The 20,956-nt window shown below is 65.0% G+C and carries 17 protein-coding genes; 7 read left to right on the forward strand and 10 right to left on the reverse strand.

Annotated elements, in window-relative coordinates:
* The first annotated feature begins 11 nt into the window (after positions 1–11).
* The 3 genes from ACFPN5_RS06720 (at position 12) to ACFPN5_RS06730 (ending at position 3,827) form a co-directional block, all read left to right on the forward strand.
* The gene (locus ACFPN5_RS06720) at positions 12–770 is read left to right on the forward strand and encodes a gamma-glutamyl-gamma-aminobutyrate hydrolase family protein (RefSeq protein WP_379781425.1); all 759 of its coding nucleotides are present in this window, start codon (positions 12–14) and stop codon (positions 768–770) included.
* A 158-nt stretch (positions 771–928) separates the two neighbouring features.
* On the forward strand, positions 929–2,299 hold the full coding sequence (locus ACFPN5_RS06725) for a glutamine synthetase family protein (RefSeq protein ID WP_379781427.1): 1,371 nt from the start codon (positions 929–931) through the stop codon (positions 2,297–2,299).
* Between the two features lie 79 nt (positions 2,300–2,378).
* The gene (locus ACFPN5_RS06730) at positions 2,379–3,827 is read left to right on the forward strand and encodes an aspartate aminotransferase family protein (RefSeq protein WP_379781429.1); all 1,449 of its coding nucleotides are present in this window, start codon (positions 2,379–2,381) and stop codon (positions 3,825–3,827) included.
* 68 nt (positions 3,828–3,895) lie between these two features.
* On the opposite strand, the gene ACFPN5_RS06735 is transcribed toward ACFPN5_RS06730, so the two are convergent.
* Complete coding sequence (locus ACFPN5_RS06735; protein ID WP_379781482.1) at positions 3,896–5,356, reverse strand: high affinity choline transporter 1; 1,461 nt, start codon at positions 5,354–5,356, stop codon at positions 3,896–3,898.
* A gap of 132 nt (positions 5,357–5,488) precedes the next feature.
* Between ACFPN5_RS06735 and ACFPN5_RS06740 the strand changes: the two genes are divergently transcribed.
* Positions 5,489–6,976, forward strand: coding sequence for an aldehyde dehydrogenase (locus tag ACFPN5_RS06740; protein ID WP_379781431.1), 1,488 nt, complete (start codon positions 5,489–5,491; stop codon positions 6,974–6,976).
* Between the two features lie 36 nt (positions 6,977–7,012).
* Positions 7,013–8,350: a glutamine synthetase family protein gene (locus ACFPN5_RS06745; RefSeq protein WP_379781433.1), complete on the forward strand. Its 1,338-nt coding sequence runs from the start codon at positions 7,013–7,015 to the stop codon at positions 8,348–8,350.
* A 103-nt stretch (positions 8,351–8,453) separates the two neighbouring features.
* Here ACFPN5_RS06745 and thpR read toward each other — a convergent pair whose 3' ends face one another.
* The 6 genes from thpR to hda all read right to left on the reverse strand — a co-directional run bounded on the left by thpR (position 8,454) and on the right by hda (position 13,275).
* Entirely contained in the window at positions 8,454–8,981 is a 528-nt protein-coding gene (thpR, locus tag ACFPN5_RS06750; protein ID WP_379781435.1) for an RNA 2',3'-cyclic phosphodiesterase, read from the reverse strand.
* A gap of 13 nt (positions 8,982–8,994) precedes the next feature.
* On the reverse strand, positions 8,995–9,864 hold the full coding sequence (gene panB / locus ACFPN5_RS06755; RefSeq protein WP_379781437.1) for a 3-methyl-2-oxobutanoate hydroxymethyltransferase: 870 nt from the start codon (positions 9,862–9,864) through the stop codon (positions 8,995–8,997).
* Positions 9,865–9,966: 102 nt separating this feature from the next.
* The gene (gene folK / locus ACFPN5_RS06760) at positions 9,967–10,440 is read right to left on the reverse strand and encodes a 2-amino-4-hydroxy-6-hydroxymethyldihydropteridine diphosphokinase (protein ID WP_379781439.1); all 474 of its coding nucleotides are present in this window, start codon (positions 10,438–10,440) and stop codon (positions 9,967–9,969) included.
* 3 nt (positions 10,441–10,443) lie between these two features.
* Complete coding sequence (gene pcnB / locus ACFPN5_RS06765; RefSeq protein WP_379781441.1) at positions 10,444–11,904, reverse strand: polynucleotide adenylyltransferase PcnB; 1,461 nt, start codon at positions 11,902–11,904, stop codon at positions 10,444–10,446.
* Positions 11,897–12,568: an HAD family hydrolase gene (locus tag ACFPN5_RS06770; RefSeq protein ID WP_379781443.1), complete on the reverse strand. Its 672-nt coding sequence runs from the start codon at positions 12,566–12,568 to the stop codon at positions 11,897–11,899. The genes pcnB and ACFPN5_RS06770 overlap by 8 nt, the downstream gene beginning before the upstream one ends.
* Positions 12,565–13,275 carry a DnaA regulatory inactivator Hda gene (hda, locus tag ACFPN5_RS06775; protein WP_379781445.1) on the reverse strand — a complete coding sequence of 237 codons (711 nt, stop codon included), beginning with the start codon at positions 13,273–13,275 and terminating at the stop codon, positions 12,565–12,567. The genes ACFPN5_RS06770 and hda overlap by 4 nt, the downstream gene beginning before the upstream one ends.
* 352 nt (positions 13,276–13,627) lie before the next feature.
* Here hda and purM point away from each other — a divergent pair, with 352 nt between their 5' ends.
* Together purM and ACFPN5_RS06785 are read left to right on the forward strand one after the other, a co-directional pair.
* On the forward strand, positions 13,628–14,671 hold the full coding sequence (purM, locus tag ACFPN5_RS06780; protein ID WP_379781447.1) for a phosphoribosylformylglycinamidine cyclo-ligase: 1,044 nt from the start codon (positions 13,628–13,630) through the stop codon (positions 14,669–14,671).
* Between the two features lie 331 nt (positions 14,672–15,002).
* On the forward strand, positions 15,003–15,380 hold the full coding sequence (locus tag ACFPN5_RS06785) for a hypothetical protein (RefSeq protein WP_379781449.1): 378 nt from the start codon (positions 15,003–15,005) through the stop codon (positions 15,378–15,380).
* 98 nt (positions 15,381–15,478) lie between these two features.
* On the opposite strand, the gene ACFPN5_RS06790 is transcribed toward ACFPN5_RS06785, so the two are convergent.
* From ACFPN5_RS06790 to ACFPN5_RS06800, 3 genes are all read right to left on the reverse strand, one after another.
* Complete coding sequence (locus tag ACFPN5_RS06790) at positions 15,479–17,515, reverse strand: alpha/beta hydrolase family protein (RefSeq protein ID WP_379781451.1); 2,037 nt, start codon at positions 17,513–17,515, stop codon at positions 15,479–15,481.
* A 106-nt stretch (positions 17,516–17,621) separates the two neighbouring features.
* On the reverse strand, positions 17,622–18,845 hold the full coding sequence (locus tag ACFPN5_RS06795) for a 6-phosphofructokinase (protein ID WP_379781452.1): 1,224 nt from the start codon (positions 18,843–18,845) through the stop codon (positions 17,622–17,624).
* Positions 18,846–18,900: 55 nt separating this feature from the next.
* Positions 18,901–20,931, reverse strand: a complete 2,031-nt coding sequence (locus tag ACFPN5_RS06800; RefSeq protein ID WP_379781454.1) for an alpha/beta hydrolase family protein — start codon at positions 20,929–20,931, stop codon at positions 18,901–18,903.
* Positions 20,932–20,956: the final 25 nt, after the last annotated feature.

Genomic DNA, 20,956 nt, shown 5'->3' on the forward strand with positions numbered 1-20,956 from the left:
AGGTAACTACCATGCGCCCCATCGTAATCGTTCCTGCATGCACGCGTGATTTTGGCGAACACCCGTACCACGCGGCCCAGCACAAGTATGTCGACGCCATCGTCCTGGGCGCCGACTGCGCGCCCATGATCCTGCCCTCGCTGGGCAAGGCGCTCGACCTGGAAACGATGCTGCAGCTGTGCGATGGGATCATGCTCACCGGTTCGGCATCGAACGTCCATCCCAGCTATTACTCCGAAGAAGTGCTTGACCCCTCGTTGCCGCAAGATCCGGCGCGCGACGAAACGACGCTGCCGCTGATCCGGGCGGCGGTCGGGCGGGGCATTCCGATCATTGCGATCTGCCGTGGTTTCCAGGAGATGAACGTGGCGCTCGGCGGCAGCCTGCACCAGGCAGTGCAACTGGTGGAAGGCAAGTTCGACCACCGCGAAAACCCCGAGCTCGGCATGGACGAGCAATACGGCGACGCCCATAAAATCACCTTGACCCAGGGCGGCATGCTGCACGGAATCGTCGGCGCCGACGAAATCCCGGTCAATTCGCTGCACGGCCAGGGCGTCAACGAAATGGCGCCGGGGCTGGTGGTGGAAGCGGTCGCCGAGGATGGCCTGGTGGAGGCCTTCTCGGTCGGCGCCGCCCCCGGCTTCACGCTGGCGGTGCAATGGCACCCCGAGTGGCGCATCACGCAGAACCCGTACTCGATGAAGATGTTCGGCGCCTTTGGCCAGGCCTGCCGCGACTACCGTGCAAAAAAACTGGGGCTGACATGACCGCCTGCAAGCGATTGATCGTTCGCTACGGTGCGGCTGGCGCCGTCCCGTAGCTCCCTCGTTCTCTCCACCTGCGTGCAGGGCGCGTTGTTGCGCCCCTGCAAAGATAAACATTGACTGAGCGAACACTGGCTGAGCGAATACTGACTGAGGCAATCATGGCAATCCGCGAGAATTTTTCTTATACCGACATGGACGAGTGGCTCAATGCCAAGCGCGTCACCGAAATCGAATGCCTGGTTCCCGACCTGACCGGCGTTGCTCGAGGCAAGATTTTGCCCCGGGTGAAATTTACCGAAGAGCGGGGCATGCGCCTGCCGGAAGCGGTGCTCGGCATGACCGTCACCGGCAACTCCCCGATCAACGACGAGGCCTACGACCGTGCCATTTCCGCCACCGACCGCGACATGATCCTGAAGGCCGACCCGACCACCATCACGATGGTGCCGTGGGCGGTCGACCAGACCGCGCAGGTCATCCATGACTGCTACTTCGCCAACGGCGAACTGGTCGATTTCGCCCCGCGCACGGTGCTGCGCCGGGTGCTCAAGCTGTACGAGGAAAAAGGCTGGAAGCCGCTGGTCGCGCCGGAACTCGAGTTCTACCTGACGGCCAAGAACATCGACCCCGACCTGCCGCTGGCCGCGCCGATCGGCCGCAGCGGCCGCGCCGAGACCAGCCGCCAGGTGTACAGCATTGACGCCGTCAACGAATTCGACCCGCTGTTCGAGGACATCTACGATTACTGCGACCTGATGAACCTCGACGTCGACACCCTGATCCACGAGATCGGCGCCGGCCAGATGGAAATCAACTTCCAGCATGGCGACCCGCTGGGCCTGGCCGACAAGGTGTTCTACTTCAAGCGCACGCTGAGGGAAGCCGCGCTCAAGCACGACATGTACGCCACCTTCATGGCCAAGCCGATGGCGGGTGAGCCGGGTTCGGCGATGCACGTGCACCAGAGCGTGGTCGATGCCAAAACCGGGCGCAACATCTTCAGCAATGCCGAGGGCGGTGAATCAAAACTCTTCCACCAGTACATCGGCGGACTGCAGCGCTACATGCCGTCGGCGATGGCGATCGTCGCGCCCTACGTCAATTCCTACCGCCGCATCGTGCGCCACACGGCCGCACCGATCAACCTGCAGTGGGGCATCGACAACCGCACCGTGGGCTTCCGCGTGCCGGTGTCGGGCGCGCAGGACCGGCGCATCGAAAACCGCATCATCGGTGCCGACGCCAATCCCTACCTGGCACTGGCCGTCACCCTGGCCTGCGGCTACCTGGGCATGGTCGATGCGCTGGAGCCGACCGCGATCGTCGAGGGCAGCGCCTACAAGATGCCGGTCGAACTGCCGCAGGGCCTGCCGGAAGCGCTGCACCACCTGCGCGGCGAGGCCCGCCTGCGCGAAGTGCTGGGCGACCGCTTCATCGATGTGTATTCCGCGATCAAGGAACTCGAGCACCAGGAGTTCATGACCGTGATCAGTCCGTGGGAGCGCGAACACCTGTTGTTGCACGTGTAAACAGCCTTGGGGGCGTCAAGCGCCCTCGGGCTTCATAACCAGAACTAGGGTTTCCAACTAAATACAACGAGGTGCCATCATGGCAACCGACGATACGGTGGTGATTGCCGCCAGCCTGGCCTCCCTGCGCACGCCGAAGGTGGAAACCTTCGACACGCGCGCCCTGCAGCAACTCGATTCCGCCCATTTCCTGCACCCGTTCACCGACCACGCCGCGCTGCGCGACAAGGGCGCGCGCGTGATCGTGCGCGGCCAGGGCGTGTACCTGTGGGACTCGGACGGCCACCAGATCATCGACGGCATGTCGGGACTGTGGTGCGTGAACGCCGGCTACGGGCGCACCTCGATTTCGGAGGCCGTGTACCGGCAGATGGAAACGCTGCCCTTCTATAACAGCTTCTTCAACACCACCAACGTGCCGGCAGTGCGCCTCGCCGCCGAGCTGGTGGCGCTGGCGCCGCCACAGTTCAGCCATGTGTTCTTCACTGGTTCCGGCTCGGAAGCGAACGACACGGTCGTGCGCATGGTGCGGCGCTACTGGGACATCCTGGGGCAGCCCGAACGCCAGGTCATCATCAGCCGGCGCAACGCCTACCACGGCAGCACGATGGCCGGGGCCTCGCTGGGCGGCATGCCCGGCATGCATGCGCAGGGCGGCCTGCCGATTCCCGGCATTCGCCACATCGGCCAGCCGAACTATCTCGAGGCCGGCCAGGGCATGAGCGAGAATGCGTTCGGGCTGGTCGCGGCCGGCTGGCTGGAGGAGGAAATCCTGGCCGTCGGGCCCGATAAAGTGGCCGCCTTCATCGGCGAACCGGTGCAGGGCGCGGGCGGTGTCGTCATCCCGCCCGCGACCTACTGGCCGGAAGTGCAGCGCATCTGCGACAAGTACGACATCCTCTTGATCGCCGACGAAGTCATTTGCGGCTTCGGGCGCCTCGGCACCTGGTTCGGCTGCGAGCTGATGGGGTTCAAGCCCGACCTGATCAGCTTTGCCAAGGGCGTGACCTCCGGCTATGTGCCGCTCGGCGGCGTGCTGATCGGGAAACGGGTGGCGCATGCGCTGCTCGAGAAGGGCGGCGACTTCAACCACGGGTTCACCTATTCGGGCCATCCGGTGGCCTGCGCCGCGGCCCTGGAAAACCTGCGCATCCTGGTTGACGAGCGGCTGGTGGAAAAGGTGGCGCTGGACACGGGGCCGCACCTGAAGGCCGCGTTCAACGAACTGGCGACGCATCCGCTGGTCGGACACGCCGAAAGCTGCGGCATGGTGGCCGGGCTGAACCTGGTGCGGGTCAAGGGCGCCTCGATGCACGAGTGCGTGCCTTTCGAGCGCGCGCTGCAGGTCGGCATGCTGTGCCGCGGGCACATGTTCGAGCTGGGCGTGATCATGCGCGCCGTGGGCGACCGCATGATCGTGGCGCCGCCGCTGGTCATGACGCGTGCGGAGATCGACGAGATGGCGGCGCGGATCTGGGATTGCCTGGATTTGACGCTGGAGGATGTGCGAAGCCGAGGGTGGTTGTAAACGTAGGGTGGACGGGGGATTTCAGTCTGGGGGACTGAAATCCCGTCCACCCAACAGGTGTGAGCAGCTCAAGCGTTCGTCTGGATATGCTTCGACGCCAGCGTCTGGTTCTTCAGCACCTGCGGCGCCAGCGAGCCGATGAACATGCCCGCGAACGCCGCCAGCAGCCCGGCCAGTTGCCCCGGGAACGCTTCGCCCAGGTTCGACACCTGCGGGAAGAACAGGAGCCACACGAACAGCCCGGCGGCGATCGAGACGATGGCGCCCTGGGTCGTGGCGCGCTTCCAGTACAGGCCCATCACCAGCGGCACGAAGGCGGCCACCAGGGTCACCTGGTAGGCGGAGGACACCAGTTCGTAGATCGAGGTGCCTTCCATCATGATTGCATACGCCAGCACCAGGGCCGCGAAGATGACGATGGTGACGCGCATCGCGAGCAGTTGCTGGCGGTCGTTCAGGCCTGGGCGCAGGTTTTTGAGGATGTTTTCGGTAAAGCTGGTCGACGGCGCCAGCAGCGTGGCCGACGAGGTGCTCTTGATGGCCGAGAGCAGGGCGCCGAAGAACACGATCTGCATGATCACCGGCATCTTGGTCATCACGAAGACTGGCAGCAGGCGCTGGTAGTCGTTGCGCGCGATGTCCATCGCGCTGTCGCCCATCACCACCACGGCGGCGGCGACGATGAACATCGGCACGAAAGCGAACAGGATGTAGCTGGCGCCGCCGATCACGGCGCCGGTGCGCGCGGTCGGTGCGTCCTTCGCCGACATTACGCGCTGGAACACGTCCTGCTGCGGAATGCTGCCGAACATCATCGTGACGGCCGCGCCGATGAAGAAGGCGATGTCGGTGAAGGTCGGCTCCGGCCAGATGCGCCACAGGTCGGCGCTTTGCGCCATGTCGAACACGCGATCGGCCCCGCCGGCCAGGTCGGCCGCGAAGAAGGCGATGATCGACATGCCGATCACCAGCACGATCATCTGGATGAAGTCGGTCAGGGCGACGGCCAGGAAGCCGCCGACCACCACGTAGATCAGCACGGCGAGGGTGCCGATCACCATGCCCATTGCCGGGCTCATTGCGCCCCAGGTCAGCACCGAGAACACCAGGCCGAGCGCCGTGATCTGGGCCGCGACCCAGCCGAGGTAGCTGAGGATGATCGCGACCGAGCAAAAGATCTCGATACCCTTGCCGTAGCGCTGGCGATAGTAGTCGCCGATGGTGAGCAGGTTGAGCTTATACAGCTTGGTCGCGAAGAACAGGCCGACCAGGATCAGGCAGGTGCCGGCGCCGAACGGGTCTTCGATGATGGCGTTCAGGCCGCCCTGCACGAACTTGGCGGGCACCCCCATCACGGTCTCGGCGCCGAACCAGGTGGCGAAGGTTGTTGTAATCACCATGATCAGCGGCAGGCTGCGCCCTGCTACGGCAAAGTCGCTGGTATTCTTGATGCGCGAGCCGGCCCACACTCCCAGCGCCAGGGTGCCCAGCAGATAGAGCACGACGCAAGTAATCAAGGTGTAGTTCATCATGGTGGCGGCTGCTCCGGGAGGAATAATTATCGGGCGGAAAATTCGCGATTATAGCGGCAGAAGTTCGCCGTGAGATGCAGTCTGCGCCGTTTTTCGTTGGGTTTTCTTCACTTTAGGAGGAACACTGGCATGCCGACAACAACCTGGCACGATCGTGCCGCCGAACTGCGGATGGATGGACGCGCTTTCATCGATGGCGAACGGGTCGATGCCCGCACGGAGGCGCGCTTTGACTGCATCTCGCCGATCGACGGGCGCAAGCTGGCCGAGGTCGCGCGCTGCGACGCTCTGGACGTCGATGCGGCAGTGAGCAGCGCGCGGGCGGCCTTCGAAGACCGGCGCTGGGCGGGCAAGGCTCCCGCCGAGCGCAAGCGCATCCTGATCCGCTTTGCCGACCTGATGCTGGCCAATCGCGACGAACTGGCGCTGCTGGAAACGCTCGACATGGGCAAACCGATCCGCTACAGCCGCAGCGTCGACGTGCAGCTGGCGCAGAACTGCATCCGCTGGTATGGCGAAGCGATCGACAAGCTCTACGACCAGGTGGCGCCGACCTCCGACGCCAGCCTGGCACTCATCACCCGCGAGCCGGTCGGCGTGGTGGCGGCGATCATCCCCTGGAATTATCCGATGCTGATGGCGGCCTGGAAGATCGGCCCGGCGCTGGCCGCCGGCAATAGCCTGGTGCTGAAACCCTCGGAAAAGGCGCCGCTCAGCGCGCTGCGCCTGGCCGAACTGGCGCTGGAAGCCGGCGTGCCGCCCGGCGTGTTCAACGTCGTGCCGGGCTTCGGCAACGAAGCGGGCAGTGCCCTCGGGCTGCACATGGATGTCGACTGCATCGCCTTTACCGGTTCGACCCGGGTCGGCAAGCAGATCGTCCAGATGGCGGGCCAGTCAAATCTAAAACGCGCCTGGACCGAGCTGGGCGGCAAATCCGCGAACATTGTCTGCGCCGATTGCCCAGACCTCGACGCGGCGGTGTCCGCCGCGATCGGCTCGATCTATTTCAACCAGGGCGAAAGCTGCAACGCGCCCTCGCGCTTGTTTGTGGAAGCCTCGATCAAGGATGCCTTCCTGGACAAGGCACTGGCGATGCTCCCGCAGTTCGCGCCGGGCGACCCGCTCGATGAAGCCACCGTGATGGGCGCCATCGTCGACCCGATCCAGATGAAGACCGTGCTCGGCTACATCGAAGCGGGCAAGGAGGAGGGCGCGCGCCTGCTCGCAGGCGGCGCGGCGGCGCGTGTCGAGTCGGGCGGCCTGTACATCGAGCCGACCCTGTTCGATGGCGTCGACGCCACAATGCGCATCGCCCGCGAGGAAATCTTCGGGCCGGTGCTGTCGGTGCTCTCGTTCACCGATCTCGACGACGCAGTGCGCCAGGCCAACGCCACGCCCTACGGCCTGGCGGCGGCGGTGTGGACGGCGGACATCAGCAAGGCGGTCCGCACCGCACGCGCGCTACGGGCGGGCACGGTGCACGTGAACCAGTACGACAACGACGACATCACGGTGCCTTTCGGGGGGTATAAACAGTCGGGCAACGGCCGCGACAAGTCGCTGCATGCCTTCGACAAGTACACCGAGCTGAAGACGACCTGGATCCAGGTCGGGTAAGGACGTGGCAACCGGCCTCGCCGGGCGGAGGACAGGATGAACGAGGCAATGCGCGATTTTCTGCGCGACCATAACATTCACGAAGTCGAATGCGTCATTGCCGACATGACCGGGATTGCACGCGGCAAGATCCTGCCCAAGGACCTGTTCCTCGGCGGCGGCGACATGCGCCTGCCGAAAAGCGTGCTGTTGAATACCGTCAACGGCGAGCAGCCGGACAACCTGCCGTATGTCGGCGCGACCGATCCCGACATGGTGTGCGTGCCGGATCCGGCGACGATCCGCGTCGTGCCCTGGGCATCGGAAGCGGTGGCGCTGGTCATCCATGACTGCCAGAATTTCGACGGCACCCCAGTCGAGCTGGCGCCGCGCGCGGTGCTGCGGCGCGTGCTGGGCCTGTATGCCGAGCGCGGCTGGAAACCGGTGGTGGCGCCGGAAATGGAGTTTTATCTCGTCGCGCGCAACGTCGACCCCCACGTGCCGCTGGTGCCGCCGATGGGCCGCAGCGGCCTGACGGAACTGGGCCGACAGTCGTATTCGATCGACGCCGTCAACGATTTCGACCCGTTCTTCCTCGAACTGTCGAGCTTCTGCAAGCTGCATGAGCTGGGCGTGGAAACCCTGATCCACGAAGCCGGCGCGGGCCAGATGGAGATCAACTTCGCCCACGGCGACGCGCTCGAGCTGGCCGACCGGGTATTCCTGTTCAAGCGCGCGGTGCGCGAAACGGCGCTGCGCCACGGCATCTTCGCCACATTCATGGCCAAGCCGATGGAAACCGAACCGGGCAGCGCCATGCACGTGCACCAGAGCGTGGTCGATGCGGCTACCGGCAGCAACATTTTTACGCAGCCCGACGGCGGGCCGAGCGAGCTGTTCTTCCATTTCATCGGGGGACTGCAGAAATACGTGCCGCCCGCCTTGTTGATGTTCGCGCCGCACGTCAATTCCTACCGGCGCCTGTCGCGCTTCCAGTCGGCGCCGACCAACGTGCGCTGGGGCTACGACAACCGCACCTGCGGCATCCGCATACCGAATGCCTCGCCCGACAACCGCCGCGTCGAGAACCGGGTGCCGGGCGTCGACGTGAACCCCTACCTGGCGATGGCGGCCACACTCAGTTGCGGTTACCTCGGCATGGTGGAAGGCATCTACCCGGCCGAGCCGACCGCTGACAGCGCCGAGCACGTCCACGGCGACCTGCCGCGCAACCTGGAAGACGCCATCCTGCGCATGCGCCAGTGTCCCGCCTTGTCGAACATGCTGGGTGAATTGTTCGTGCAGGCGTTCTGCGAAGTGAAGGAACTCGAGTTTGCGACCTTCAGCCGCGTGATCAGCTCGTGGGAGCGCGAGCATTTGATGTTGCTGGTGTGAGGCACGCGTTCAACAAACGCATGAACGACCGGGGCACGCGCTACGACCTTACATCGGCTGGTTGAACGCGTGGACGGACAAGCCGTCCACCCTACGGGCGGCGTTAGCGGTATTCCTGCAGCACAGTGTAGCCCCCGCCATTGCCCGGCTTCGACTCCACCAGCGCATAACCGGCGATGTCCCAGGCCAGCTTGTCCGCTTCAGGCGGCACGACGGCATTGGTGGCACGCCGTGCCAGGGTCACGTGCGGGCGGAAGGTGCGTGCTTCCGGCTCGAGGCCGAGCGCCACGAGGGCCTCGGACAGGTTCGCGTGCAGCGCCAACAGTTCGGGTGGCTCGACATGCGGTTCAAGCACGGCGATGCCGTGCGACCACAGTTTGGGGATGCCGATCGACAACGAAAACGGCGTGAACGGCACCGCCAGGCCGGCTTGCAGCTCGGCCACGCGCTCGGTCGGAATGCCGCCGAGGAAGTGCAGCGTCATGTGCAGCTTGCTCGTGTCCACCGGGCTGGCGCCGCGTGGCCAGTCCCAGCAATCGCGCCGTTCGCGCAAGGCGTGGCGGATCGCGGGATCGGGCCACAGGGCGACGAACAGGCGGGAGGTGGGAACACCGAGTGGAACACTGCTCATCGCCGCTCTCCTGTTAAAAACAGTGTTCCTGCGCGGGGAAGCTGCCATCCTTCACGCCGCCGACGTAGGCGCGCACCGCGCCCTCGATGCTGGCCTGGCCCTCCATGAAATTCTTGACGAATTTCGCCTTGTGGCCGGGGAAGACGCCCAGCATGTCGTGCATCACCAGCACCTGGCCTGAGCAGTCCGGGCCGGCGCCGATGCCGATGGTCGGCACCGCCAGCAGTTCGGTCGTTTCCTTGCCAAGCTGGGCCGGCACCGCTTCGAGCAGCACGATGGCCGCGCCCGCGGCCTGCAGCGCCAGCGCATCGTTTTTCAGGCGCTCGGCGCCTTCCTGGGTCTTGCCCTGCACCTTGAAGCCGCCGAGCTGGTGCACGAACTGCGGGGTCAGGCCGATGTGGGCGCACACCGGGATGCCGCGCTCGGCGAGGAAAGCGACGGTCTCGGCGAGCCAGGCGCCGCCTTCGATCTTGACCATCTGGGCGCCGGCGCGCATCAGCGCGGCCGCGCTCTCGAAGGCCGTTTCCTTGGTCGCGTAGCTGCCGAAGGGCACGTCCGCGACCAGCAGGGCGTTCTTGTTGCCGCGTGCAACCGAGGCCGTGTGGTAGACCATGTCGGCCAGCGTCACCGGCAGCGTCGACGAATGGCCGGCGCAGACCATGCCGAGCGAGTCGCCGACCAGCAGCATGTCGACGCCACAGCGGTCCATCAGGGACGCGAAACTGGCGTCATAGCAGGTCAGCATGGTGATCTTGTTGCCGGCGGCGCGCATCGCATGCAGCGCGGGAATAGTTACCGCCTTGGCGACGGCCTTCTCGGCTGGCTTGGGCTGCGCAGGCGCCTCGCCGCCTGTCATGTCCTTGCCCTGCAAATAAGCGCTCATAGTGATCCTTTGAAAACGAAATAGTCCAACGCGGTAGTGTAATGCGGCGACGGAAATCGTGCCGGAATGACCACGTCCAGGCACGGCTACGCTGTATACAGGTCAGTCGAGGCGGGCGATCGTCTGGCTTGCGACGGCCGGCAGGAAATCCGCGGCGCGGCCGCGGCCGGGAATCACGGCATCCGGTGCGATGTCGAGCAGCGGCGCCAGCACGAAGGCGCGCTCATGCATGCGCGGATGCGGCACGGCCAGGTCAGCTGTTTGAATCGTGTCGTCGCCGTACAGCAGCAGGTCGAGGTCGAGCGTGCGCGGGGCATTGCGGTAGGGCCGCTCGCGGCCGTGGGCTGTCTCGATCGCCTGCAATGCTTTCAGCAAATCATGGGCGTCGAGACTGGTATCGAGCTGCGCCACCGCATTGATATAGTCGTCGCCCGAGGAGTCGACCGGCGCCGTGCGCCACAGGCTGGAAGCTGCCGTCAGCCGGCAGCCGGGCTGGGCGTCGAGGCGGGCGAGGGCGTCGAGCACGTTCCCACGCGCATCGCCCAGGTTGGCGCCGATGCCGACGAAAGCGATCATGCGTCAGCCGACTTCGCGCTTGTAGGAAGCCGAGCTGTAGTCCGAGTCGGAACTGGAAGCGGAACGCGACGCCGCATCGACTGAATTGGTGCCTGAATCCGCGGCTGAATCCGCGCCCGTGCCTGCGTCTTCGCCAGCGCGGTTGCGCGGTGCGCGGCGCGGCGGGCGCTTCTTTTTCTCGCCGGTGGCCGGCCGTGCATTGGCCTGGGTGACCAGGCGCTCGCGCTCGCCGGCTTCCGCTTCATAGAAGGCGGTCCACCATTCGCCGATTTCCATGTCGAGTTCGCCCGAGGCGCAGCGCAGCAGCAGGAAGTCGTAGCCGGCGCGGAAACGCGGGTTTTCCAGCAATTTATAGGGCGCGCGGCCGGTGCGGCGCTCGAAGCGCGGCTGCATGGCCCAGATGTCGCGCATGTCGGTGGCGATGCGGCGCTGCAGGGCCAGGTTGTCGGTCTGGGTGTCGAGCACGGCGTCGGCGGCCAGGTGCAGCGCCGGAATCGGTGCTTCGCCGGCGGCGCGGTAGGCGGTCCATTTTTCCAGCACCTGGTGCCACAGGAGCGAGGCGAACAGGAAGCCGGGCGAAACACCCTTGCCGGCCTTTACCCGCGCATCCGTGGATTCGAGTGCCAGCGTCACGAACTTCATGCCGATCGGCTGTTCCAGTACCACGTCGAGCAGCGGCAGCAGGCCGTGGTGCAGGCCGGCCGAGCGCAGTTCCTTCAGGCAGGCCAGCGCGTGGCCCGACAGCAGGAGCTTGAGCATCTCGTCGAACACGCGCGCGGCCGGCACGTTGTCGATCAGCGGCGCCATCACGGGAATCGGGGCACGGGTGGCCGGCTCGATGGTAAAACCCAGCTTGGCAGCGAAACGCACCACGCGCAGCATGCGGATCGGGTCTTCGCGGTAGCGCGCTTCGGGCATGCCGATGATGCGCAGGGTTTTTTCGCGGATGTCGGCGATGCCGCCGTGGTAGTCCAGCACCGTCTGGTTAGCCGGGTCGTAGTACATTGCGTTGATGGTGAAGTCGCGCCGCTCGGCGTCCTCGTGCTGGGGGCCGAAGCTGTTGTCGCGCAGGACGCGGCCATGCTCGTCCTTCGGCGCATTGTCGCTGCCCTTGCCGCGGAAGGTGGTCACCTCCAGCAGCTCCTGGCCGAACATCACGTGCACGATCTGGAAGCGGCGGCCGATGATGAAGGCGCGCCGGAACAGTTTTTTCACCTGCTCGGGCGTGGCGTCGGTGGCAATGTCGAAGTCTTTCGGTTTCACGCCCAGCAGCAGGTCGCGCACGGCGCCGCCGACGACGAAGGCCTTGAAGCCGGCTTCCTGCAGGGTTTGCGTGAGGCGGATTGCGTTTGGCGACACCAGTTTCAGGTCGATGCCGTGCTCCGCCTGGCCGAGGATGATGGGTTCGGCCGGGTTGCGCTCGTCTTTCACGCCAAGGATTTTACGAATGAATTTTTTAATCATTGAAGAGATGGAGTAAAGGCCAGCCTTGGGCGTGTGCGTGGCTGGCGAGCGCGGCGCTCGGGTTGGTCGCGACCGGATGGGACACGACTGAGAGCAGCGGGATGTCGTTGTGCGAGTCGCTGTAAAAGTGGCTGGTGTCAAAACCGGCGAACGGCAGCCCGAGCCTGTCCAGCCAGGCATGCATGTGCACGACCTTGCCCGGGCCCGAGGTCGGCGTGCCGGCCAGCCTGCCGGTCAGGCGGCCATCGGCATCGAACTCGGGCATCGCCGCGATATGGTGCTCGACGCCAAACAGCCGGGCGATCGGCGCGGTGATGACATGGTTGGTGGCGGTGATGATCGCCACCAGGTCGCCGGCGTCGAGGTGGCGCCGCACCAGGGCCAGCGCCTGCGGGCGGATCGCCGGTGCGATCACTTCCGCCATGTACTGCGCATAGAGTGCTTCGAACTGGTCGCGCGGGAAGCTGGCCAGCGTGCCGAGGGCGAACTCGAGGTATTCGACCGGATCGAGCACGCCCGCCTGGTACTGGACGAAGAATGCTTCGTTGCGGCGCTGGTAGCCGGCGGCGTCGACCGCGCCGACACGCACCAGGAACTGGCCCCACTCGAAATCCGAGTCGATCGGCAGCAGGGTATGGTCGAGGTCAAAGAGGGCGAGTTTCATGGTGTGATTTTCGACTGCGTGGTTTCCGGCTGCGTGGATTCCGACTGCGGATGTGCCAGGAGCAGGTCGCGCAGCAGCGGCAGCGTGACGGGACGCTGGGTTTCGAGCGAATACTGGTCGAGGGCGTCGAGCATGGTCGCGAGCGACCGCATGTCGCGCTTGAAATGGGACAGCAGGTAGGGTAACACGCTGGCCGACAGGGTCAGGCCGCGCGCCTCGGCCGCCTGCGTCAGGGCCGCGATCTTCTGGTCGTCCGACAGGCCGTGGATCAGGTAGATCAGGCCCCAGCCCATGCGCGTGCGCAGGTCTTCCCGCACCGGCAGCACGGCCGGCGGCACCGTGCCGGTCGAGACCATGTAGGCGCCGTGCTCGCGGATCTGGTTGAACAGGGCAAAGGCGTCGATCTGGGCGCTCGGGGCGAGGCGGTCGCAATCGTCCAGCAGGTACAGCGTGATCTCCGGCGCGAACACGAAGTCGGCGGCCGGGGCGTCGCAGGCGATGTAGCGCGAATGCGGGGTGGCGGCCAGGGCTTGCAGCAGGTGGGTCTTGCCGGCGCCGGTGTCGCCCCACAGGTAGGCGAAATGCTCGCGCGATGCACGCTGCGCGAACTGGTGCATCAAATGCGCCAGTTCGGCATTTTCCCCGACCTGGAAGGTATCGAGGCTGTGCGCCGGGTCGGCGCCTAAATCGAGCACCAGCTGTTTCATGGCGTCGGGATCATCCTGGAAGTGTCATACATAGCCGGCAAGCCGGAATAGTCAAACCCATGCGGCATTATAGAAGCTGCCGGGCAGACATTGAAAACGCATGCGCGCGAGGGGCGGATGACCGGCCTGGCCTGGCTGCCGGTGCCGTCTGGAGCGCCGGCGCGATGCGCGGCAACGTAAGCTCCGGATGGCGGGAATGAGGGCATGTTTTTGTTGTTATCTCGGTTGGCGCTTAGTTGGCGCTTAGTTGGCAAGTCGGGGCCGGGCCGTTTTGTTAGAATAGCGGATTGACCAGAATCAGTGATTGATCTGGTCCACGCCTTCTATTTTACCGCCTCCGCTGCCAAATACCATGAGCCAACCATCTAATGTTTCTCTCTCCTACCGCGACGCGGGTGTCGACATCGATGCCGGCGACGCCCTGGTCGAAGCGATCAAGCCGTTTGCCAAGCGCACCATGCGCGAAGGCGTGCTCGGCGGTATCGGCGGTTTCGGCGGGCTGTTCGAGATCAGCAAGAAGTTCAAGGAACCGGTGCTGGTCTCCGGCACGGACGGCGTGGGCACCAAGTTGAAGCTCGCATTTGAATTGAACCGCCACGACACGGTCGGCATCGACCTGGTCGCCATGAGCGTCAACGACATCCTGGTGCAGGGCGCGGAACCGCTGTTCTTCCTCGACTACTTTGCCTGCGGCAAGCTCGACGTGGCAACCGCCACCGCCGTGGTCAAGGGCATCGCCCTGGGCTGCGAACAGTCCGGCTGCGCGCTGCTCGGCGGCGAGACCGCCGAAATGCCGGGCATGTACCCGGATGGCGAATACGACCTGGCCGGCTTCGCCGTCGGCGCCGTGGAAAAGTCGCAGATTATCGACGGCAGCAAGATCGCCCCGGGCGACGTGGTGCTGGGCCTGGCCTCGTCGGGCATCCACTCGAACGGCTACTCGCTGGTGCGCAAGATCATCGAAGTGGCGAAACCGGACCTGGAAGCGGACTTCCACGGGCGCAAGCTGTCGGACGTGCTGATGGCGCCGACGCGCCTCTACGTGAAGCCGCTGCTGGCGCTGATGGCGGCGATGGAAGTGAAGGGCCTGGTGCACATCACCGGCGGCGGCCTGGTCGAGAACATCCCGCGCGTGCTGCAGGATAAGCTGACCGCCGTGCTCGATGCGAAATCGTGGACCATGCCGCCGCTGTTCCAGTGGCTGCAGCAGCACGGCGGCGTGGCTGACGCCGAGATGCACCGCGTGTTCAACTGCGGCATCGGTATGACCGTGATCGTGTCCGCGGAGAATGCGGATGCGGCGATGGCCCAGTTGCAGGCGGCCGGCGAAACCGTGTACCGCATCGGCGAAATCCGCGCCCGCGAAGAAGGACAAGCCCAGACCGTGGTGCTGTAAGGCGCCCCAGGCGGACACGCTTGTCGCGGAAAAAGAATCGGGCGCCCTTGAGGCGCCCGATTCTTTTTCCGACGCCCGCTACCGAGTCATGCGCCGGTAACTTCATTGCAGCTACCGGGTCTAATGTAGCAGGAGCCAGATTGAATGGCGGCCCGTTCGCCATTGTTCTTATTCATTGCTGCAGCTTACCTCCAGGACGTGAACGACACGAGAGGACAATATCCCTTGTCGTGGGTGCCATGCCTCTCGTCCGCGCTCCCTTCGCGAATCCGTCGCGCACCATCGGTGACGTGACGTTACAGCTTCGTCGATCTATTCAAGGAGAGCAAAAATGGCACGGAAATCGAAGACCTGGTGCGTGACAGGGGCAATCGCCATACTCGGCGCCACTGCGCTGCCAGTACTAGCAACGGACAAGACAAATTCTGTCAAGCGGGGGAAAAGCTACATCGAGACAACGGTCGACGCCCGCGACCAGGACGAATACCGGGTTCGCTTCGGTGTCGGGCAAACCGCAAACGTCAGGGTGGACGGCGATAACAGCTCCGACCTCGACCTGTTTGTTCTGAACGGAGACGGCGACACCGTCTGCTCCGATGAAGACCTTACCGATAACATGGTGTGCAACTGGGTGGCACAGGGGGGCACCTACACCATTCAGATCGTCAACCTCGGCGAGGATAACCACTACCGGATGGAATACTATTGAGCGCGAATGGACAAGGGGCATCCCGCGGCCGCCCCTTATCCTTGCCCGGCGGGCCGGACCCTGCCGGCCCGCTCCGGATCGCTTGCGACCGGTGCAGCTTAGTGCGCCGCCCCCTTGCCAATGTGTTTATCGAGGAACTTCTCGACCCGCCCCCAGAAATCGACGCGGTTTTTCGGCACGCGCCAGCCGTGGCCTTCGTCCTCGTACTCGATCCATTCCACCTGCGTGTTGTGCGGCTTGACGGCCTCCAGGAACTTGCGGCCGTGGTACATCGGCACGCGCTTGTCGGCGCCGCCGTAGGCCAGCATCAGCGGCGCCTTGATGCGCGCCGCCTGCTCGATCGGCGAGGTGGCTTTCAGCTGGGCCGCATCCTTGACCTGGTCGCCGATCATGTCGGGCATGCCGTACACCTTCCATTCTTCCGACAGGTCGGACGTGAAGCTCCAGTGACCGTCGTAGAGCAGGTTGATGTCGGTAACGCCGACCCAGTTGATCCCGCACTTGTACAGGTCGGGGTCGTTCGCCAGCCCCATCAGGGTGGCGTAACCGCCGTAGCTGGCGCCTGCGATGCAGATGCGCTTCGGATCGGCGAAGCCCTGCGCCACAGCCCAGCGCGCGCCGTCGGCAATGTCGTTCTGCATCGCCAGGCCCCATTGCTTCCAGCCGGCGCGGAAGTGCTTGATGCCATAACCGGTGCTGCCGCGGAAATCGGGTTCGAGCACCGCATAGCCGCGCGAGGCCAGGAACTGCGTTTCAGGGTCCCAGCCCCATTTGTTGCCGCGCACGTAGGGACCGCCATGCACCAGCACGACCAGCGGGGCGTTCTTGGCGCCGCCGGCCGGGAGGGTCAGCAGCGCGGGAATCTCCATGCCGTCGCGCGCCTTGTAGCGCACCGGCTCTTGCTGGCCCATGCGCGCCGGATCGATGCCGGGATAGGTCTCGCTCACCAGCTCGGCCGCGCCGGTCCTGATGTTGTAGAGGTACCAGGTGAGCGGCTTGACGTCCGAAAACGACCTGACCAGCGCCCAGTCGGACTGGTTCCCGGAGGGGAAGGACATCAGGTTCACGGCGCCGGGGAGGGCTGCGTCGAGTTTCTCCTGGACCGCCTTCATGGCCGGGTCGAACCAGACGGTGCTGTCGGCATCGGTGCGGATCCGTACGCCCAGTACCTTGTCGCCGCCGCGCACGAGGGCGCCCGTGAAGTCATAACCTGGGGCGGTGACGAGCGGCTGCGGATTCGGCTTGCCGGTGGCGAGGTTGATGGTGAACAGGCTGGTGGTGTCGCCGCTGCTGCCACTGCCACCGCCACCGTAGGCGGTCGCATACAGGGTGCCGTCGCTGCCGAAGCCGAGCGGGCTGAAGGTGTCCTGGCGGCCCTTGTAGGTCGGGTAGCTGCTCAGCACGCGCCACTGTCCACTGGCCGGATCGAGATAATGAATGGTGGTGACGCCGTTTTCGCTGGCGACGGTCAGGCGCGGCTCGCCCTTGTGGTCGAGCATCCAGCGGTCCACCTTGCCCGGGCGCGGCACGACCTTGTGGGTGCCGTTGACCGTGTTCAGGCGCAGCAGGTTCACGGTACGCACTTCGCGACGGGCCACGTCGACGATGTCGGGGCTCGTGACATAGATGAACTCCGAATTCTGCGCGCCACGCCCGTCCATCATGAAGGTATGCCATGGCAGCACCCTGCGCATACGGTGCGGACTGCCCCAGCGGCTCGCCAGCTGGAGCTGGTTGCCGCCGTCGCGATCGACCGCGAACAGCCCTGCCGCCCTGTTGACCTCGCCTGGCCCGACCTGTTTGTCGGCCAGGTTGAAGACCAGGCGGTCGTCGTTGACCCAGTCGAAGTGCAGGATGTCGGCGTCCTGGTAGCCGGCCACCAGCTTGGGGGTTTTGGTTTGCAGGTCGATCACCACCAGGTAATCGCGCCGGCCTGGCGCACCGGAAACGGCGGCCAGGTAGCGCGCGTTCGGGGACAGTTTGGCATCGGTCATCACCGGGTTGATGAAGAAGCGTTCGATCGGCGGTGGCGCGGACGCGGGCGGGATGGAACCAGGAGCGGCGTGCAGGGGCGCGCCAGCGCACAGCAGCAGCGCCAGCGCGCAGCCGAGGCGGGTGAAAGTGCGAAGGGCCATGTGTTCTCGTTCAGGTTTTTTTATGGGCGCCGCGGCACTGCGGCGGCGGCAGCATAGCAGGCCGCGGCGCCCGGAAACCTATCGAAATGTCACAGGGCCGCGGGAATCATTCTGGCGCGCGGTCCAGCACCTTCGGCACCCGCGCCCCGCGCAGGCGGAACGCGTCCGGCATGCGCGAGCCGAGCAGGGGGCGCAGGTAGAGGCGGAAGGCGTCGGTCACATCCGTGCCGGACTCGCTGATGAATTCGTCTTCCATGGTGCGGGTTTTGCCCGCGACCTGGTCAAGTGGCTGGAGTTCGTAGTCGACCGAATAGAAGCCGGTGCGGCGGATCGCCACCGAGCCGTCGGCATCGCCCCACATCGCGAACTGCACCGCCTTTTCGCCAACCTCGCGCGCCTCGCGCTGGTCGACGTCCGACACGCAGCCGATGAACGAGCGCTGCAGGTAGCCGAAGGTGTCGCCGCGCACCCGCTTGATGCCGAGCCTGGCCTTGATTTCCTCGCACAGCAGGTCGGCCAGCGCGCCGGTGCCCGACAGTTGCACGTTGCCGTGAGCATCCTTCTCGATTTCCTTCGCCAGCAGGGTGACGACCGGTTCGCCGGACGCATCGTGGATGCCTTCCGATACCGCGATCACGCAGCGCCCGTGGCGTTCATACATGGCCTTGACGTCGGCGAGAAAACGCTCCAGCTCGAACACGCGCTCGGGCAGGTAGATCAGGTGCGGGCCGTCGTCCGGGAATTTCTTGCCGAGTGCCGACGCGGCGGTGAGAAAGCCCGCGTGGCGGCCCATCACCACGCCGACATACACCCCGGGCAGGGCGGCGTTGTCGAGGTTGGCGCCGGCAAAGGCCTGGGCGACAAAACGCGCGGCCGACGGGAAGCCCGGCGTGTGGTCGTTGCCGACCAGGTCGTTGTCAATCGTTTTCGGGATGTGGATGGAGCGCAGCGGGTAGCCGGCGGCGCGCGCCTGCTCGCTGACGATTTTCACGGTATCGGCCGAATCGTTGCCGCCGATGTAGAAGAAATGTTCGATCTCGTGCGCGCGCAGGACATCGAAGATGCGCGTGCAGTAGGCCGTATCCGGCTTGTCGCGCGTCGAGCCCAGCGCCGACGAGGGCGTGGCGGCGACCAGTTCCAGGTTGTGGCTGGTTTCCTGGGTCAGGTCGAGGAAGTCTTCGTTGACGATGCCGCGCACACCGTGCAGGGCGCCGTAGACGCGCGTGACATGCTGGAAGCGGCGCGCCTCGAGCGCCACCCCCACCATCGACTGGTTGATGACGGCGGTCGGACCGCCTCCTTGTGCAACGAGGATTCTGCCGGACGACATAAAAACCTCCCTTGATCAAAGCGACGGATGACCGACTGCCGGTTTAGTGCTTACATTACTGCTGAACCGCTCCCTGGCCGATATGCTTGTCCAGGAACTTCTCGACCCGGGTCCAGAAGTCGAGCCGGTTCTTCGGCAGGTAGAAACCGTGGCCTTCGGCCGGGTATTCGACCCACTCGACGTTCGGGTTGGTGCGCTTCACGGCCGAATGAAACTTGGTGCCATGGTCAATCGGCACGCGCCGGTCGACGCCGCCATAGGCCAGCAGCAGCGGCGCCTTGATGCGCGCGGCCTGCTCGATCGGCGAGGTGGCCTTCAGCTGGGCGGCGTCCTTGACGCGGTCGCCGATCATTTCCGGCATGCCGTAGCGCTTCCATTCGTCCGACATGTCGTTCGTATGGTTCGCGCTGGAGTACATCAGGTTGATGTCGCTCACCCCGACCCAATTGACGCCGCATTTATAAAGGTCGGGATCGTTCACCAGTCCCATCAGCGTGGCATAGCCGCCATAGCTGGCGCCGGCAATGCAGACGCGCTTCGGGTCCACGTAGCCCTTCTCGACCGCCCAGCGCACGCCGTCGGCCACGTCGTTCTGCATGGACAGGCCCCACTGCTTGAAGCCGGCCTTGTAGTGGGCGGCGCCAAAGCCGGTGCTGCCGCGGAATTCGGGTTCCAGTACTGCATAGCCGCGCGAGGCGAGGAACTGCGTGTCCGGGCTCCAGCCCCAGCTGCTGCCGCGCACCCAGGGGCCGCCGTGCACCAGCACCACCAGCGGCAGGCCGCTGCGCTTGGCGCCGGCCGGCATCGTCAGCAGGGCGGGGATGTTCAGGCCGTCGCGCGCCTTGTAGTTGACTGCCTGCTGGCGGCCCATCTGCTTCGGGTCGATGCCGGGATAGGTTTCGCCGACCTTGTTGAGCAGTTTCGTGTCGCGGTTGAACAGGTAATAGGTGGCGGGGATGGTGTCGGAATAGGCGCGCACCAGCAGCCAAGGCGTTTTCGCGTGCTGGGGAGGTGCCGACACCAGGTTGACAGTCGCCGGCAGCAGCCTGTCGACCGTTTCCTGGACCGCTTTCATGGCCGGATCGAACCATTCGACGGAGGTGGCGTCGGTCGTGAAGATCATGCCCAGCACTTTCTCACGGCTGGTCAGGATGTTGCCGCTGAAGTCGTAGCCCTTGGTGCTCACCAGCGGCTCCGGATTCAGTTTACCGGTGGCGATATCGAAGGTGTGGACGGCGCTCGTGTCCCTGCCCTGGCGTGTGCTGACATACAGTTTGCCGTCGGGGCCGAAGGCCAGTGGCGTGATGGCGTCTTCGTTGTTGCCATACAGCTTGTAAGTAATCAGCTTGCGCCATTCCTTCGTCGCCGGGTCGAGGTAATGGACGATGCCGACGTCTTCGTCGGAACCGAAGGCAATGCGCGGCTCGCCCTTATGGTCGAGCATCCAGCCGGTAACGTCTTCTTTCGGACGCGAAACTTCCTGCGCCTGCCCGGTCACCGTGTTCAGGCGCAGCAGGCCATACCTGTACTTTTTGTAGCCAGGCTTCCAGGCCAGGTCACGCACGTAGACATATTCAGAATCCTGGGCGCCGCGCTCGGAGAGCATGAAGGTGTGCCACGGCAGCAGGCGGCGTCCGGTCCTTTGTCCCGTCCGTTGGCTGCTGCGGCTGAATCCGGTCTCGGCCAGCTGGACCAGGTTGCTGCCGTCGCGGTTGACGGCGAACAGGCCCGGTGCATTGTAGTCGTCGCCTTGCGCCACCGTGCTGTCGTTGACGTTGAATATCAGGCGTTCACTGTTGACCCACTGGAAGCTGCCGATGTCGGAGTCGTTATATGCGGCCACGACCTTGCCGCTGTTGGTCTGCAGGTCGACCACGACCAGGAAGTCGCGCTGTCCCGGCGCGCTGGAACGCGCGGCAATCGAGCGGCCATCGGGCGATAGCACGCCGCCATTGAAGACGGGACGATTGAAGAAACGCTCGATCGACGGCAGGGCGGGGGTGGCCTGCGCCTGGACGCCGGGGGCGGTGCACAGCGAGAGCGCGAGCACGGCGGCATGGAAGAGTGAAGCACGGGTAAGCGACATGCAGAATTCCTGGTTCGAGAAAAGG

The sequence above is a fragment of the Massilia niabensis genome (assembly GCF_042655085.1).
Classification (GTDB): Bacteria; Pseudomonadota; Gammaproteobacteria; order Burkholderiales; family Burkholderiaceae_D; genus Telluria; species Telluria niabensis.

Excerpts from the sequence above, each read along its gene's own strand:
- folK (WP_379781439.1), bottom strand. The coding sequence starts at position 10,440 with ATGATCGCTTTCGTCGGCATCGGCGCCAACCTGGGCGATGCGCGTGGG.
- panB (WP_379781437.1), bottom strand. The coding sequence starts at position 9,864 with ATGAGCGCTTATTTGCAGGGCAAGGACATGACAGGCGGCGAGGCGCCT.
- ACFPN5_RS06745 (WP_379781433.1), top strand. The coding sequence starts at position 7,013 with ATGAACGAGGCAATGCGCGATTTTCTGCGCGACCATAACATTCACGAA.
- ACFPN5_RS06800 (WP_379781454.1), bottom strand. The coding sequence starts at position 20,931 with ATGTCGCTTACCCGTGCTTCACTCTTCCATGCCGCCGTGCTCGCGCTC.
- hda (WP_379781445.1), bottom strand. The coding sequence starts at position 13,275 with ATGAAACAGCTGGTGCTCGATTTAGGCGCCGACCCGGCGCACAGCCTC.
- ACFPN5_RS06795 (WP_379781452.1), bottom strand. The coding sequence starts at position 18,845 with ATGTCGTCCGGCAGAATCCTCGTTGCACAAGGAGGCGGTCCGACCGCC.
- ACFPN5_RS06735 (WP_379781482.1), bottom strand. The coding sequence starts at position 5,356 with ATGAACTACACCTTGATTACTTGCGTCGTGCTCTATCTGCTGGGCACC.
- ACFPN5_RS06730 (WP_379781429.1), top strand. The coding sequence starts at position 2,379 with ATGGCAACCGACGATACGGTGGTGATTGCCGCCAGCCTGGCCTCCCTG.
- ACFPN5_RS06720 (WP_379781425.1), top strand. The coding sequence starts at position 12 with ATGCGCCCCATCGTAATCGTTCCTGCATGCACGCGTGATTTTGGCGAA.
- ACFPN5_RS06740 (WP_379781431.1), top strand. The coding sequence starts at position 5,489 with ATGCCGACAACAACCTGGCACGATCGTGCCGCCGAACTGCGGATGGAT.
- ACFPN5_RS06785 (WP_379781449.1), top strand. The coding sequence starts at position 15,003 with ATGGCACGGAAATCGAAGACCTGGTGCGTGACAGGGGCAATCGCCATA.
- pcnB (WP_379781441.1), bottom strand. The coding sequence starts at position 11,904 with ATGATTAAAAAATTCATTCGTAAAATCCTTGGCGTGAAAGACGAGCGC.
- ACFPN5_RS06770 (WP_379781443.1), bottom strand. The coding sequence starts at position 12,568 with ATGAAACTCGCCCTCTTTGACCTCGACCATACCCTGCTGCCGATCGAC.
- ACFPN5_RS06725 (WP_379781427.1), top strand. The coding sequence starts at position 929 with ATGGCAATCCGCGAGAATTTTTCTTATACCGACATGGACGAGTGGCTC.
- purM (WP_379781447.1), top strand. The coding sequence starts at position 13,628 with ATGAGCCAACCATCTAATGTTTCTCTCTCCTACCGCGACGCGGGTGTC.
- thpR (WP_379781435.1), bottom strand. The coding sequence starts at position 8,981 with ATGAGCAGTGTTCCACTCGGTGTTCCCACCTCCCGCCTGTTCGTCGCC.
- ACFPN5_RS06790 (WP_379781451.1), bottom strand. The coding sequence starts at position 17,515 with ATGGCCCTTCGCACTTTCACCCGCCTCGGCTGCGCGCTGGCGCTGCTG.